The sequence below is a fragment of the Pseudomonas gingeri genome, from assembly GCF_013385635.1.
Classification (GTDB): Bacteria; Pseudomonadota; Gammaproteobacteria; order Pseudomonadales; family Pseudomonadaceae; genus Aquipseudomonas; species Aquipseudomonas gingeri_A.
The window spans coordinates 68,292-81,798 of record NZ_JACAPR010000032.1 but is presented as its reverse complement, the minus strand read 5'-3'; the positions used below and the strand labels follow the sequence as shown (position 1 = coordinate 81,798).

The window sequence follows — 13,507 nt, the reverse complement described above, 5'->3', positions numbered from 1 at the left end:
GAACGCACAGCCCGGTAACGGGTCGAAGCACCAGTTACCGAACCAGGAGAGTTTCATGCTGCGCCTTACCGTACCGTCCATCGCCCTTTTGCTGGTGTTACCCTTCAGTGCCCAGGCGGCCTCGCTGAAGGATTTCGAACTGAACAAAATGCTGAAGGACGTCGCGCAGAAGAGCAACGAAACCCTGCCTCGTGAACTCGACGAAAATATCCTCGAAGTCGCCTACACGGTGGAGGGCAACCAGTTGATCGACCATCTCAGCGTGCAATCGGACTATGCCGAAGGCATGCGCGCCAATCCCAAGGCGGTCTACCTGCAACTGGGCGCCAGCGTCTGCCGCAACCCCAACTATCGCAAGCTGATGGCCCAGGGCGCGGTGATGCGCTACGAGTTCACCGAGAACAAGAGCAATCGCCCCGTCGCTTCCGCACACTTCGTGGAAAGCGATTGCCCGAAAGCCACGCCGCCGAAGAAGAAATGATCACTGCCGTGCCTGGCGCCGTTGTTCATCATCGGCGCGCAGCTCGGCCACCAGCGCCTGCATGTAGCGCGAGCGTCGTTCCGCGCCCTCCAGCCGCCGCCGACATTCGTCTTCCAGGCTGAGATGATTGGCCCGCGCGGCCATCTTCAACAATTGATACAACTCGCTATCGACTTCCAGCGTCATCCTCGCCATCACCCGCCTCCCTGCCATCCCGATGCAGATCCCACCCTCTGAAAACACCGGCCTGGAGCTGTCACACCCGTGAAACGCTTCTGGCCGGTTTGTGATTAAGTAAATCAGAGCCGCAAGGCCCGGGCGTAGCTTCTGACGAGCGGTGCAAGTCATCCGCGGCGATGCAACAAGCTGTTGCCAGACAAGACTTTATAGGCCCATGATCAATTCGCCAGTTGTCATGCAAAGCCATCAAGCTGGCTATACAGCGACACATGCAGTGTCGCGGCGACGGTGAAATATTTCGACCGCGCCAGCAGTTCTGTATATGAAGGAGAAGCTGAATGCCTTACGAACCGGATGACTTCCTGTCCCGTCATTTCCAGAGCAATGGTGTCGACCTGACCAGCAAGGTCGAAGAACAACTCAAGCGGGTTGCACCCGACAGCCCGAACCTACCGCTTTATCGCGACATGATGCTGACCGTCCTGCGCATGGCCCAGGACGACCGCAATCGCTGGAATGCCAAGATCGTCCTGCAAGCCTTGCGCGAACTGGAGCACGCCTTCCGGGTGCTGGATCAGTTCAAGGGCCGCCGCAAGGTCACGGTGTTCGGCTCCGCCCGCACGCCCATCGAACATCCGCTGTACGCGCAGGCCAAGGAGCTGGGAGCCGCGCTCGCCCAGTCCGACCTGATGGTCATTACCGGTGCCGGCGGTGGCATCATGGCCGCCGCCCATGCTGGTGCGGGCCTGGAACACAGCCTGGGATTCAATATCACCCTGCCCTTCGAGCAGCATGCCAATCCTACGGTCGACGGCACCGTCAACCTGCTGTCCTTCCATTTCTTCTTTACCCGCAAGCTGTTCTTCGTCAAGGAAGCCGACGCGCTGGTGCTGTGCCCGGGCGGTTTCGGCACCCTCGATGAAGCGCTGGAAGTCCTGACCCTGATCCAGACCGGCAAAAGCCCGCTGGTACCGGTGGTGTTGCTGGATACACCGGGTGGCAGCTTCTGGCAAGGCGCCATCGACTTCATCCGCAATCAGCTGGAGGCCAATCACTACATCCTGCCCAAGGACCTGAAACTGGCCCGCCTGGTGTATAGCGCCGATGAGGCGGTGGCGCAAATCAACCAGTTCTACAGCAACTTCCATTCAAGCCGCTGGCTGAAGAACCAGTTCGTGATCCGCATGAACCATCCGCTCAACCCACAGGCACTGGCCCAGTTGGACGAGCAGTTCAGCGACCTGTGTGTCAGTGGCGGCTTTCATCAGCATGCGTACAGCGGCCAGGAACACGACGAGCCGCAATTTAGTCACCTGTCGCGGCTGGCGTTTCACTTTACCGCGCGGGATCAGGGACGTTTGCGCGAACTGGTGGACTTCATCAACCTGCCGGAGAACTGGAGCAAGGCCTGGGTCCCCGAGCAACAGCGAGCCAGGGAGCCGATCAAGGCAACCTGATGGATCGTTCCCACACTGATGATTGTTCCCACGCTCCGCGTGGGAACGCAGCCCGTGGCGCTCCGCGTCACAGCAGCGGACGCAGAGCGTCCTGAGAGGCATTCCCACGCAGAGCGTGGGAACGATCTGATGCGTGGGAACGATCTGAACCGGATCAGTCGTCCATGCCTCGGCCGCTGAACAGGCGGCCGATCATTTCCATGGAATACCCCCGATAACTCAGGAAGCGGCCCTGCCGGGCACGCTCACGGACGTCGACCGGCAGTTGCCCGGCAAACTTGCGCCGCCAGGTCTCTTCCAACTGCGCCTGCCAGTCCAGACCGCTTTCACGCAGGGCCTGTTCAATATCGGCACGCTGCAGACCGCGCTGGCTCAGTTCCTCGCGAATACGCAAAGGCCCATAGCCGGAACGGGCACGGTAGGAAACGAAGCTTTCGAGGTAACGGGATTCGGACAGCAGCCCCTCTTCCGTCAAGCGGTCGAGTTCGGTGTCGATCATTTCGGGAGAAGCGCCGCGCTGACGCAATTTGCGCGTCAGCTCGACTCGACCATGCTCGCGTCGCGCGAGCAGGTCCATGGCAGTGCGCCGTACGGCGACCGGGGTATCCAGTACGGCGGTCATCGCTTTACTCAGAGGTCAGCGTCGGCCAGGTCGTCTTCGGTTTCGACGACAGCAGCACCGGAGTTGGCCTTGGTATCAACACCTGGAGTCAGCAACTTGTCACGCAGTTGCTTCTCGAGGGTAGCGGCGATTTCCGGGTTGTCCGCCAGGAACTTGGCCGAGTTGGCCTTGCCCTGACCGATCTTGCTGCCGTTGTAGCTGTACCAGGCACCGGACTTCTCGACAAAGCCGTGCAGCACGCCCAGGTCGATCATCTCGCCATTGAGGTAGATACCCTTGCCGTAAAGGATCTGGAACTCGGCCTGACGGAACGGCGAAGCCACCTTGTTCTTGACGACCTTGACGCGGGTTTCGCTGCCCACCACTTCGTCGCCTTCCTTCACCGCGCCGGTACGACGGATGTCCAGGCGAACCGAAGCGTAGAACTTCAGCGCGTTGCCACCGGTGGTGGTTTCCGGGCTGCCGAACATCACGCCGATCTTCATGCGGATCTGGTTGATGAAGATCACCAGGCAGTTGGCGTTCTTGATGTTACCGGTGATCTTGCGCAGTGCCTGGGACATCAGGCGGGCTTGCAGGCCGACGTGCATATCGCCCATTTCGCCTTCGATTTCCGCTTTTGGCACCAGGGCGGCCACGGAGTCGACGATGATCACGTCAACCGCGTTGGAGCGCACCAGCATGTCGGTGATTTCCAGGGCCTGCTCGCCGGTGTCCGGCTGGGAAACCAGCAGGTCGTCGACATTGACGCCCAGCTTGCCGGCGTATTCCGGGTCCAGGGCGTGTTCGGCGTCGACGAAGGCACAGGTCGCACCGGCTTTCTGCGCCTGGGCGATGACGGAAAGCGTCAGGGTGGTCTTACCCGAGGATTCCGGACCGTAGATTTCCACGATACGGCCCTTTGGCAGGCCGCCGATGCCGAGGGCGATGTCCAGGCCCAGGGAACCGGTGGAGATCGAAGGGATCGCCTGACGGTCATGATCGCCCATACGCATCACGGCACCCTTGCCGAATTGACGTTCGATCTGACCCAAGGCCGCAGCCAAGGCTTTCTTCTTGTTGTCGTCCATTAAAGTCCTCACGTAATCAATAAGGCCTGACGGCCAACACCTGTATAAGTAGCCAGTATTATTCCACAGCGTTGGCGGATCGCCTACCCCTGATTTGCGATTTCTGCTTCCGCCCGTCGCAACAGCCCTTCCAGCGCGGCCTGCACCGTCTGTCGGCGGACCGCGTCGCGGTCGCCGGGGAACTGCCGGCGCTCGGTATCGACCTGGTCGCCGACACCCCAGGCGAGCCACACTGTACCCACCGGCTTTTCCGGCGAGCCGCCGTCCGGCCCGGCCACGCCACTGACCGCCACGGCGAACCGCGCGTTGCCGTGGGCCTGGGCGCCACGGGCCATGGCTTCGACCACTTCCCGGCTGACAGCGCCGACCTGGCCGAACAAGGCCTCGGGGACCTGCAACTGCAAGGTCTTCTGCCGATTGGAATAGGTCACGTAGCCCGCCTCGAACCAGGCCGAACTGCCGGGAATCCGCGTGATGGCCTCGGCGATGCCGCCGCCGGTGCAGGACTCGGCGGTAGTGACCTGGGCCTTGAGGTTTTGCAAGCGCTTGCCGAGTTCGGCGGCAAGCCGGGTGATGTCGTCCACGTTGCTCTCTCCTTTTCACGGCGTGGGAGCTGGCTTGCCAGCGAAGCTTCAGGCGACCTTGAGGTCCCTTTCGTGGGCAAGCCCACTCCCACGGATTCGACCGGGTCATTGTGGGAGCTGGCTTGTCAGCGAAGCTTCAGGTGACCTTGAGGGCCCTTTCGCGGGCAAGCCCACTCCCACGGATTCGACCGGGTCATTGTGGGAGCTGGCTTGTCAGCGAAGCTTCAGGCGACCTTGAGGGCCCTTTCGCGGGCAAGCCCACTCCTACAGATTCGACCGGGTCATTGTGAGAGCTGGCTTGCCAGCGATAGCGAGGGTGAATTCACCGCCGTCATCGCCAGCCAGCCGGCTCCTGCAGGTTTCGAACACCTGGACCGCCTGGGCAAAATGAACACCCTACAGGAGCGCGTCGGACTTTCAAGCCGCGACTTGCGTCCGGATGTCAGCGCGACACCGCTCCGGCATACGCCTGACAGGCCTTCAAGGCAATCAGGGCGCGGTCGCCGTCGTCGGTGATGGCGATAATTCGTTGAGCATGCGCCGGGTCAAGTCGGGCGCGTGGGGCTGCATGAACCACGCCGCCGGTGGCGGTGGTGGCTGGCACTGCACGGCCACTGGCGGGATCGCCGCTGTCGAGGAGGACTGACAGCCGCAGGTCAGCAGTGGCAATCCGATCACGCAGGCGAGCCTGATCCTGTTGTACATCGCTCAGTTCCTTCGAATGAGTCTGGTCGCTGGCCTGGAGTCGTTGCTCCAGGGCCAGGCGTTTGTCCCGTTCGGCACGCTGTTGCGTCGCCGCGGCCAGGGAAATCTGCTTGAGCGTATCGGCCTGCAGCCTGGCTTGATGCTCCAGTTGCAGGCCATAACGCCAGTCCTGAACCCGCCAGGCCAGTGCCGCCGAACCGCCGGCCAGAATGGCCAGCAGCACGACGATAGCGAACAGACGGTAAGGCGCCGGGATCAGGTCGAGGAGGCGCATAGCACCGCCCTCGCCCGTGCCCAGAGTTGCAATCGATCCTCGAGGCCGTTGAGGCCGCCGTTGATCTTGCGGGTGATGCTGTTGAACTGGTCGGCATCGGCCAACGCGTTCAACCCTTGCTGCTCCCAGAACCAGGCCGCCGACTCGGCGGCCCATTGTGGCTGTTCCAGCAGTTCCGGTTGTTGCAGCAGCCGCTCGTCGCCGAACAGCGCGAGGCTGCATTGACGGTAGTTGCTGCGCCCGGTGATCTGGATCAGCCCACGACCGCGATAGCGCTGGCCATCGTCGTCGGCGTCCGGGGTATTGCCCAGGCGAAGCGCCAGGGCACCCGTATCGTACTTGCTCAGGTACCGGTCACTGCCCAGTTCCCGCACATAGCGCAGTTGCGCGGACTCATGGCCCAACTGGGCCAGGAAAGCGGCAATGCGCTTGGGAGTGTTGATCTGATGGCGGGACATGGCGGTGTTGAGAGCAGGTACAAAAACGCCCGCTTGGGGGCGGGCGTTGGGCATGATTTGCAGCATTTGCTGCTCTGTAACAGGCATGTCTTTCTCCAGACACAAAAAAGCCGCTCACTACGGCTGGTGGTGATCAGGACTCGGGAGCTGCCGGCCAATCGATAGTTGTGGGGAAACCTGTCTGAGTGCTCACGCGATTCACAGCAACCCGATATTCCTTCCAAAGCTTCAGCTTCGCCGTGTCGTCGGAGGTCGCCGTGCCAAGGTCAACTGCATCTTGTAGAGGTGCGATGCGCAGACTGGCAGTGGCAAGCAGAGAGTCGCGCTCAGAATTTGTAGCAGCTAACACTTGCTCAGGACTTGGTTCGTTCGCAGCGGCTTGAGCAGCACGCGCCTCTGTATCAGTAATCTCTAAGGATCCGTCTGGCAACATATATGCGAAAGCGGCATCATCGAGGAAGTGAAGCCCATTTTTTGTATCTTTGTAATATGACATATTTATCTCCTTATCGAATTTCTATCCAACGAGTGGCGCCGCTTGCCACGTATGACTCACCGGGTAAAACCATAGCCGAAATTCCACCACCGCCCGATGTAGGGGTGGAATACCAACTCGTTGGAAATTCCATAGCACTCCCCCCGACTGTCAGGGTCCCTGCTCCACCAACTGTATTCGATACAGCGTTTTGCAAGTAAATCCAAATAGGGCGCCCAGTGGTGTTGTAATACGTTGTTCCAGCGACTCGTGTAGTTCCGACAGCAAAAGTCTGTCGTGTCTGCCCAACCCCAATTCCAGACATCTCAATGGCATACCAACCTGCCGCCCCATTCGAGGCAAGAGTAACCCAAGCGCCAGTGGGAAGCGGAAGCGCCGTGGTAGCGGTTGGCACGAGAATACTATCGGAGCCTGTAGTGACAATCGACATCCCTCCGCTCCCAAAGCTCCAGAACTTTATCGTTGTCTTTGCTGGCATGGTAGACGCGAGCGGCAAAGTCACGTTAATCAGCGTTGCGCTTGTAGCAACAACAAGACTGCCCGCATGAGCCGCCGCAGTAAGTACGGTGCTTGTATTGATACCAAATGCACCGCTAAACTGAAATCCAACACTTTGAACAAAAGCAGTAGTCGGGATTTTTGTTGAGTTATCGAATTGCGGAGGGGTTACACCAGATGCATTTGGCAACTGATCGAGCAAAACAATATCGGTGCCATCATACACAGCATCAGTTAACTGCCCTTGGATGGCAGCAGCGACTTTATTGCCGCTGCCATCGTATTGCATGATGTTTTTCGGGCCGAGGCCCGAGATATTCATCTTGTCAGAGCCGGCGCCCCCCGAATGGAATTTCACTTGAAACCGCTGATTCACCGTGTATGCAGTGATCGCTGGTACGGGAGACAGCGTAAACAACGGTGCCGCACCGGCAGTCGTAAAGGCACTCAGAGACTGCCCCTGAGTGGTAGCCGCCAGTTTCTGCAAAAGCTTCTTGGGGGTCACTGCGGTTGTGTCGTCCGTGCTTGCAATGACCTGATCCCCAGTGGACAGTTTCAGAATACCGGCCGTACTCTCGGTCGCAGCATTCGGCGTAGCTTTCGCGATAATCGCCAGAATCGAGCCGGCCAACTGAGAGTGATCGGTCTCATCAGGTGTTAGCCCTGCTTTCTGAATAACCCCCAGTATCTCATCGGTGACGGCATTTCCCCACTCTGCTGGAATCAGCGAACCGGGCGCACCGGTAATCGGGTTATCGTCGACAAATTTTCCATTTGCCAGCCCGACCCCAGGTACACTTTTTGGATAATCCATTCTTACTTCCTCTAACCATCATTGATATGCACCTTCCACTTGACTGGCAAAGTGCGTTGTTCCGGGTACTTACACCCTGAAATACTTAACTTGCACGCCCTATCACCCGCAACACTCTTGCCTGATAAAAAGTTCTTCATTCGAAAAAACCCCAAAGTGATCGCTCGTTCAACAATCGACTGGATACCCAGCCGTGCTGCAGGTCGAGAAAGAATAGATACGGCCATCGAAACATAGCCATGAAAATATAAGCTATTACCTGCACGAGACTGGGTATACTTTTCTCACGGTAGAAAAATGCCCGCACAAGGCGGGCACGGTCATTCCGTACGAATCACTCCGGGGATACCGGCCAGGCGATATCCATTGGAAACGTCGACTGCTGTTCGATACGATTTAACGCAATACGATACTTTTTCCATTTTTTCAAACTCTCGATATCGGAATCGGTTGAATCTCCCAGATCAATGGCATCCTGTAGCGGCGATATTTTCAGGGAAGCCACAGCTAGAAGCTCATCGCGCTTATACAAAGCGGAGGAGTTCAGCTCGGATTTTGAGGGCACGGGTGGAGCAGGCACATATTCAGAATAATACTCCGTGTCCGGATCTGGATAGGTTTTGCTCAGATCATCGGGATCAGCCTCTCTCCCATCCACTGCCCGCCAACCACAGAGGTCATTCCTCACTGCATAACCACTCATAGACTATCCTCCCAACCAATTACACTTAATGAAGAAATAGACGCATTTGACGCATAAAACACATTGGACGACTCCAAAATCACCTCCGAAAAATAATTGTTCGCATTCGAGTTTGAAGTTCCAGAATTTATATTGATGGCAGGCAAGTTAGCTGCGTTGCTGACCGCGCCATATGATTGGTTTGGTGCAAAAATCGCCTGGACGCTGGCCCCCACAGCATAAAGAGAGACCGCAATCATTGAAGCGGTTGGTGGAACAAACTGAGCAGTGGAAACCGCTACCCAGGTTGGCGTTGTTGGAGCACCCTGCGCCCCCGATGCCATCTGCCGCAATGCGGGAACATTACTGCCCGTAGCGACCCGGTAACGAACCTTTCGACCGAGCTGAACAAACCCGAGTGGGTATTTATTGGTGGCGTCAGTTTGTATCCAGCCGACCCTGGCCTTATGGGTATATCCGGCGGGCAGCTGCGGGGCGGTGGCCGAAAGGGAAATCAATCCTGCATACTCGGACCCGTTCCAGATCACCCAGAGGCTGTACCAGGTTGATGCAATCAAGGCACCGATGTCCAGACCATTGAGGCCCGTGACAGCAGTGTTTACGGTAATGGTGAACGCCCCCAGCGTTTTGAAGGATACCTCGTTCCCCACAACCAATTGATCCGCTGAAATGCTCACCATGGAGTTCACGCCAGAAGCCGAGGCTTTCAACCCCTTGTGCGAACCTGCAATAGCTACTTTCTGCACGTTCTGAACCTGAGCCGCCAACGCCGCAACATCGATATTCCCCTGGTTGGTCGGCGCGTTCCAGGCCTTGATACACCACATGACAGCGATGTTTCGGCCCCTAGTTTCGCTCCCACCTGCATATCCGATCAAGGCGGTACGTTCATAGCCAACTGCAACGCCTGCATTCAGGTCGGCGGCGTAAGAACCATCGGGGATCGGCACATTGTTGCCGGAGTCATATTCATACTGAGGATGACGGTGCTTTTTGAACTCATCGGATTGCCAACTACCGATCAGCCGTCCCGAGTCCACCCCCCGCCCATGATCCCACCCACGCAGAAACTCCCCCCGCGACTCCGGCAACCGGAAGAAGCCCGCGGGCTCGCTCCCCGTGTTGAAGGTCGTCCCCAGGTACGCATACAGCTCAGGATAAGTCGCGGCGCTCTGCACACTGCCGTCCACCTCCAGATACCCTGGCGGCACGGTCCCTTTCGGAAACGGCACCATCACCCCCACCGGCAAGGCAGAAGTGTTTTTCAGCTTTTCCTCGATCTCGGCCTTGGTGTAGGCATCGGTAATCCCGTATGCCGCCAGCGTCGTACGCACCTGCTCCACCGGCAATGAACTCTGGATGATCGTGCGGATCGCCGTCAGCAACTGATCGCGGGCCGTTTCCGAAGGCTGCAGGCCACCGGCCTGGACCACATTGAGCAGTTCCTCGGTGACCGCGTTGCCCCATACCGCCGGAATCAACGATCCCGGCGAACCGTTCACCGGGTTCTCGTCGACGAACTTGCCATTTACCAGCCCAACGCTGGGTACGCTTTTTGGGTAATCCACGCGTCTATCCTCTAGTCGTAATTTATGTGCACCAGCGTGTGCGCCGGAGCAGTGCGATGTATCAGGCATTCCAGGGCGCTGCCGGGGTTGGCGCCGAAGCGCTCGCCCCAGTAGCTGGCGCCGAAACGACGGCCCATGAGCAAGCGGCCGCCGGTGTTGAGCGTCCACATGAACTGCGCCCTCCAGGTGCCGAAGCGCGCCTTGCCGAACCGTGCCCGGCCCATGCGCGGGGTCTGCAGTTCGGTGACGCTGGCATTCGGGTAGCCCTGGCTGCGGGCGATGTCGATGAAGTAGCCGATGCTCTGGTCACCCACCGCCAGCAGCCGCCGACGCACCGCCAGGCGGCGGTCGTCGAACAGCGGCTTGGGGCCCAGGCACGGGTCGGGCAGGTTCATCACCCGCTCCCAGTCCGGCACCAGTTCGCTGACGGTCACCGGGTCCACTTCGTTGATCAGGTCGACCGCCCGGGCATCGACCCGGGCCAGTTCCTGGGCAATGCCCAGCAGTACCTGCTGGATCTCCGGCACCTGTTCCGGGTCCCAGGCGGGACCGGCCGGCAGCAGGCTGCGCAGTTGCTCCTGGTATTGCGCGGCGGTTCTTACTCCAGCCATACGCAGCCTCCGAAGGTCAGCAACTGGTTGGTGGCTGCTGGCACATCGGCGGACGGCGTGACCAGCAGGTGATCGTTCTCGCCACTGGCGCTGCTGATGGATTCGGCGATATGGGTCAGCAACAGGGTTTCCCCGAGGCCGCCTTCACGGTCATGCAGGTCGCGCAGTTGCGCTTCGACCGCGGCGCGGGTGGCGCTGGTATCCGGCACCAGGCGCAGGGTGTAGGTGACCGGCACCAGCACCGGCACCAGCACATGCAGCTCCGCCGTCACCGGCCGCAACGGCTCGATATAGGCCTGGACCAGCGCCAGTTGCCCGGCATCCGGCAGCGGCACGGGGTCGTCGTCACGCATGACAAACAAGCCGACGGTCCCCGGTCCGAGGTAGTTGCCACGGCACCAGGCCCGGGTAATGCCCTGGCACTCCAGGGCCCAGGTCTCGTAGTCGGCCGCCGAACCACCATGGGGCGTGACGCGGTACGAGCGAATGACCCGCGCCCGCAGGGACTCGAGGCTTTCCTGCGCGACCCCGCCGGTCAGGCCCGGAGCCAGTACCGTGAAGGTGTTGCCGACACCTTGCACCGGCTGCACCGGGAACAGGGTCAGGCCGGCGTCGGCATTGCCCAGGCTGCCGGCATCCAGCGCCTGGATCTGCGTGGTGTTGGTGCCGCTGCTGGTGGTACCGCCGAGGGTCACCTTGTAGCTGCGGCCATCGCTGGTCTGCAGCAGGGTGTCGGCATCCAGCACGGCGCCGGCGGCAGCGGTGAAGCTGACACTGCCGCTGGCAGCCTGGGCGGCCTTGCGCGGTTGATGCAGGCGCAGGGCGGCGATGCGTTCCAGGGTGGTTTCATCGGCGGTGTCGGGCAGGATCTGCTCGGCGATCCAGTCGAGGTAACCGTACAGGCCAAAGGCCGCGCCGCTGAGGGTGCGGGCCAGGACCTGGGCATCGGACTGGCGCAGCGAATCGCTGGCCAGGTCGCTTTGGGTGCGGTTGATCAGCACCGGCAGCGAAGGGGTTTCAAACGGCATAAGTCACCTGCCAACTGTTGTTCGGGTTGATATCCAGGCGCTCGCCGCCGGCCAGGGTCAGAACCGTTCGCAGGTTCAGTCGCTGGGCGTCGAGCCGTTCGGTTTGAATTTCGATGGCGCTGCAATGACCGTCGTCGATCAGCCATTGCAGGGCTTCACGGGCATAGAATTCGGCGTCGAGCTGGGTCTGCGCGGTCAGCTTGACCCGCCGCAACAGCCACAGCCGCGAGCCGATGCGGTCGTCGGTCACCGCGGGAAAACTGTCGCCCCACCAGCCGAAACGCTCATCGTCGTCGAGGGGGTCGTCGGAGTTGGCGCGACGCCAGGTGAACAGGCTGATCAACACCGAGCGGGTCAGCGCCGCCTTGAGGTTGTTGGAGACGAACATCAGGCACCTCCCGCCGGCACGCCGGTCTGGCCGTTGCCCGGCTGGATGCCGCCGTGCACATGCTGCATCTGGCTGATGCCGCCGGCGACCTGGTCGCCCTGGGAGACGATCTTGCCGGTCTGGGTCAGGGTCGGGCTGTCGAGGTGGATGGCGGTGCTGGCGCGGATGTTCAGGGTGCCGGTATCGATATCGATGATCCGGCCGCGCTTGAAATGGATTCGGTCGCCTTCGTCGGTGTACAGGGCGACTTCGCCGGGGGCGAGGTTCTGCAGGCGGTAGCGGCGGTCGGCGACCACCAGCACGATGCCATGGGAGCGATCGCCGCCAAGAAAGGTCGCGATGCCTTCGGCGCCGGCCAGCGGATTGCTGGTGAAACCGTAGGGTTCGAAGTGCTCCATGTCGTCGTTCACTTCGCCGGCGGTCAGGCGCATTTGCAGCGATTGCAGTTTATTGGCCGAGCTGGCGAGCACGACGGTGCCGCGCGCCAGTAGGCGTGTCAGTAGGCTCATGGTTTGTTCCTTGGATGACTACTTCTTGGTCGGCGCCGGCGTGGCGTCGAAGACCTGCGGTGGCGCTACGTCCAGGGTGGTGATCGAACCCTGCGCGGACAACGAATAGGTGACCTTGGAAATCAGCATGTCCTGGTCCAGCCCCAGTACCGGGTCCTTCACCCGCACCAGCAGATTGTGTCGCCACAGATCGCCGTTGGACTGGCGCCAACCCTGCACGGTGTAAGTGGTGGCCAGGGCCTTGCCGGTGCGGGTCGCACGCTCCCAGTCGGCCCGTTGCTGGGCCAGCTCCGGGGTGAGCTGCACGCTTTCGCTGATCACCGTGACCCGCCTGCGCTGCGGATTGGCCTCGCTGGACACACCGGACACCTCGCTGACCGCGCTGCCGCTTTTCTGGTCGCTGCCCTTGTGCTGGCCGATCACCCGGTATTCGGAAAACACCGCGCTGTAATCCCGCGCGGTATTGGCCGAAAGGATGTTCTTGCCCAGCTCCAGCACATCGCTGGCGCGCCCGCCGCTTCCCGGCCTGGCGAGCACCAGGTTGCCGTCGGCATCATCGGTGGAAAACACCCGGTACAAGGTCAGCAGGCGGTCGATGGACTTGAACACCGTTTCCCCCGGCACGATGCTGTGGGTCTGCAACTTGGTGGTCTCCGGGATCTCGCTGCGCACGTTGACCTGGTAGGGTTTGGCGAGCGCCTTGACGATCGTCAGCATGCTCTGCTGGCGCCACTGGCTCGGCTGGTTGATGGCCGCGCAATCCACCAGGTCGCGGGTCAGCGAACTGCCCTCGATGGTCAGGCTGATCTGGTTGCCGTCATAGCTGATGGGCGCCTGGTAGACATGTCCGGTGAGCACCAGGTCGCAGCCGATCAGGACAGAACAACGCGCCCCGGCCTTGATCGGCACGGCCAGGGTCTGCCCCGGCCATTGCCAGGTGATGCCCAGTTTGAAGGTACGGAACTGACGCTCCAGGTCGGCGCTGATTTCGATGGCCTTCCAGCCTTCGTAGCTCAGGCCGTCGACCAGCAGGACGACGGCATTGTCGATGTCGTTCATGG

17 protein-coding genes are annotated in these 13,507 nt (G+C 60.5%); 2 read left to right on the top strand and 15 right to left on the bottom strand.

The window, feature by feature from the left end:
• Positions 1 to 55 precede the first annotated feature (55 nt).
• Positions 56 to 481: a PA3611 family quorum-sensing-regulated virulence factor gene (locus HX851_RS31015; protein ID WP_177063396.1), complete on the top strand. Its 426-nt coding sequence runs from the start codon at positions 56 to 58 to the stop codon at positions 479 to 481.
• Here HX851_RS31015 and HX851_RS31010 read toward each other — a convergent pair whose 3' ends face one another.
• Positions 482 to 676 (bottom strand): hypothetical protein, encoded by a 195-nt coding sequence (locus tag HX851_RS31010; RefSeq protein WP_177063395.1) that lies wholly within the window; start codon positions 674 to 676, stop codon positions 482 to 484.
• Positions 677 to 999: 323 nt separating this feature from the next.
• Between HX851_RS31010 and HX851_RS31005 the strand changes: the two genes are divergently transcribed.
• Positions 1,000 to 2,118, top strand: a complete 1,119-nt coding sequence (locus tag HX851_RS31005; RefSeq protein ID WP_177063394.1) for an LOG family protein — start codon at positions 1,000 to 1,002, stop codon at positions 2,116 to 2,118.
• 154 nt (positions 2,119 to 2,272) lie between these two features.
• Here HX851_RS31005 and recX read toward each other — a convergent pair whose 3' ends face one another.
• The 14 genes from recX to HX851_RS30935 form a co-directional block, all read right to left on the bottom strand.
• Positions 2,273 to 2,740, bottom strand: coding sequence for a recombination regulator RecX (recX, locus tag HX851_RS31000; protein WP_177066493.1), 468 nt, complete (start codon positions 2,738 to 2,740; stop codon positions 2,273 to 2,275).
• A gap of 8 nt (positions 2,741 to 2,748) precedes the next feature.
• Positions 2,749 to 3,810 carry a recombinase RecA gene (gene recA, locus HX851_RS30995; RefSeq protein WP_017127646.1) on the bottom strand — a complete coding sequence of 354 codons (1,062 nt, stop codon included), beginning with the start codon at positions 3,808 to 3,810 and terminating at the stop codon, positions 2,749 to 2,751.
• 83 nt (positions 3,811 to 3,893) lie between these two features.
• Positions 3,894 to 4,394 carry a CinA family protein gene (locus HX851_RS30990; RefSeq protein ID WP_177066492.1) on the bottom strand — a complete coding sequence of 167 codons (501 nt, stop codon included), beginning with the start codon at positions 4,392 to 4,394 and terminating at the stop codon, positions 3,894 to 3,896.
• A 442-nt stretch (positions 4,395 to 4,836) separates the two neighbouring features.
• Positions 4,837 to 5,373: a lysis system spanin subunit gene (locus HX851_RS30985; protein WP_177066491.1), complete on the bottom strand. Its 537-nt coding sequence runs from the start codon at positions 5,371 to 5,373 to the stop codon at positions 4,837 to 4,839.
• Entirely contained in the window at positions 5,355 to 5,918 is a 564-nt protein-coding gene (locus HX851_RS30980) for a glycoside hydrolase family 19 protein (protein ID WP_177066489.1), read from the bottom strand. The genes HX851_RS30985 and HX851_RS30980 overlap by 19 nt, the downstream gene beginning before the upstream one ends.
• A 46-nt stretch (positions 5,919 to 5,964) precedes the next feature.
• Positions 5,965 to 6,327 (bottom strand): tail fiber assembly protein, encoded by a 363-nt coding sequence (locus HX851_RS30975; protein ID WP_177066486.1) that lies wholly within the window; start codon positions 6,325 to 6,327, stop codon positions 5,965 to 5,967.
• Between the two features lie 10 nt (positions 6,328 to 6,337).
• A complete protein-coding gene (locus HX851_RS45230) occupies positions 6,338 to 7,639 on the bottom strand; it encodes a hypothetical protein (protein WP_246356521.1) in 1,302 nt (433 codons plus the stop codon).
• A gap of 334 nt (positions 7,640 to 7,973) precedes the next feature.
• Positions 7,974 to 8,342: a tail fiber assembly protein gene (locus HX851_RS30965; RefSeq protein WP_177066484.1), complete on the bottom strand. Its 369-nt coding sequence runs from the start codon at positions 8,340 to 8,342 to the stop codon at positions 7,974 to 7,976.
• Positions 8,339 to 9,910 (bottom strand): phage tail protein, encoded by a 1,572-nt coding sequence (locus HX851_RS30960; protein ID WP_177066482.1) that lies wholly within the window; start codon positions 9,908 to 9,910, stop codon positions 8,339 to 8,341. Before HX851_RS30960 ends, HX851_RS30965 begins: the two co-directional genes overlap by 4 nt.
• 11 nt (positions 9,911 to 9,921) lie before the next feature.
• A complete protein-coding gene (locus HX851_RS30955; protein WP_177066480.1) occupies positions 9,922 to 10,521 on the bottom strand; it encodes a YmfQ family protein in 600 nt (199 codons plus the stop codon).
• Positions 10,509 to 11,549: a baseplate J/gp47 family protein gene (locus HX851_RS30950; protein ID WP_177066478.1), complete on the bottom strand. Its 1,041-nt coding sequence runs from the start codon at positions 11,547 to 11,549 to the stop codon at positions 10,509 to 10,511. The genes HX851_RS30955 and HX851_RS30950 overlap by 13 nt, the downstream gene beginning before the upstream one ends.
• A complete protein-coding gene (locus tag HX851_RS30945; RefSeq protein ID WP_177063387.1) occupies positions 11,539 to 11,937 on the bottom strand; it encodes a phage GP46 family protein in 399 nt (132 codons plus the stop codon). Before HX851_RS30945 ends, HX851_RS30950 begins: the two co-directional genes overlap by 11 nt.
• On the bottom strand, positions 11,937 to 12,446 hold the full coding sequence (locus HX851_RS30940; RefSeq protein ID WP_177063386.1) for a phage baseplate assembly protein V: 510 nt from the start codon (positions 12,444 to 12,446) through the stop codon (positions 11,937 to 11,939). The genes HX851_RS30945 and HX851_RS30940 overlap by 1 nt, the downstream gene beginning before the upstream one ends.
• A gap of 18 nt (positions 12,447 to 12,464) precedes the next feature.
• Positions 12,465 to 13,505 carry a phage baseplate assembly protein gene (locus HX851_RS30935; protein WP_177063385.1) on the bottom strand — a complete coding sequence of 347 codons (1,041 nt, stop codon included), beginning with the start codon at positions 13,503 to 13,505 and terminating at the stop codon, positions 12,465 to 12,467.
• Between the last annotated feature and the right edge of the window lie 2 nt (positions 13,506 to 13,507).

Excerpts from the sequence above, each read along its gene's own strand:
- HX851_RS30985 (WP_177066491.1), bottom strand. The coding sequence starts at position 5,373 with ATGCGCCTCCTCGACCTGATCCCGGCGCCTTACCGTCTGTTCGCTATC.
- HX851_RS30980 (WP_177066489.1), bottom strand. The coding sequence starts at position 5,918 with ATGCCTGTTACAGAGCAGCAAATGCTGCAAATCATGCCCAACGCCCGC.
- HX851_RS30955 (WP_177066480.1), bottom strand. The coding sequence starts at position 10,521 with ATGGCTGGAGTAAGAACCGCCGCGCAATACCAGGAGCAACTGCGCAGC.
- HX851_RS31015 (WP_177063396.1), top strand. The coding sequence starts at position 56 with ATGCTGCGCCTTACCGTACCGTCCATCGCCCTTTTGCTGGTGTTACCC.
- HX851_RS30945 (WP_177063387.1), bottom strand. The coding sequence starts at position 11,937 with ATGTTCGTCTCCAACAACCTCAAGGCGGCGCTGACCCGCTCGGTGTTG.
- HX851_RS30975 (WP_177066486.1), bottom strand. The coding sequence starts at position 6,327 with ATGTCATATTACAAAGATACAAAAAATGGGCTTCACTTCCTCGATGAT.
- HX851_RS31010 (WP_177063395.1), bottom strand. The coding sequence starts at position 676 with ATGGCGAGGATGACGCTGGAAGTCGATAGCGAGTTGTATCAATTGTTG.
- HX851_RS45230 (WP_246356521.1), bottom strand. The coding sequence starts at position 7,639 with ATGGATTATCCAAAAAGTGTACCTGGGGTCGGGCTGGCAAATGGAAAA.
- HX851_RS30940 (WP_177063386.1), bottom strand. The coding sequence starts at position 12,446 with ATGAGCCTACTGACACGCCTACTGGCGCGCGGCACCGTCGTGCTCGCC.
- HX851_RS31005 (WP_177063394.1), top strand. The coding sequence starts at position 1,000 with ATGCCTTACGAACCGGATGACTTCCTGTCCCGTCATTTCCAGAGCAAT.
- recX (WP_177066493.1), bottom strand. The coding sequence starts at position 2,740 with ATGACCGCCGTACTGGATACCCCGGTCGCCGTACGGCGCACTGCCATG.
- HX851_RS30965 (WP_177066484.1), bottom strand. The coding sequence starts at position 8,342 with ATGAGTGGTTATGCAGTGAGGAATGACCTCTGTGGTTGGCGGGCAGTG.
- HX851_RS30935 (WP_177063385.1), bottom strand. The coding sequence starts at position 13,505 with ATGAACGACATCGACAATGCCGTCGTCCTGCTGGTCGACGGCCTGAGC.
- HX851_RS30950 (WP_177066478.1), bottom strand. The coding sequence starts at position 11,549 with ATGCCGTTTGAAACCCCTTCGCTGCCGGTGCTGATCAACCGCACCCAA.
- recA (WP_017127646.1), bottom strand. The coding sequence starts at position 3,810 with ATGGACGACAACAAGAAGAAAGCCTTGGCTGCGGCCTTGGGTCAGATC.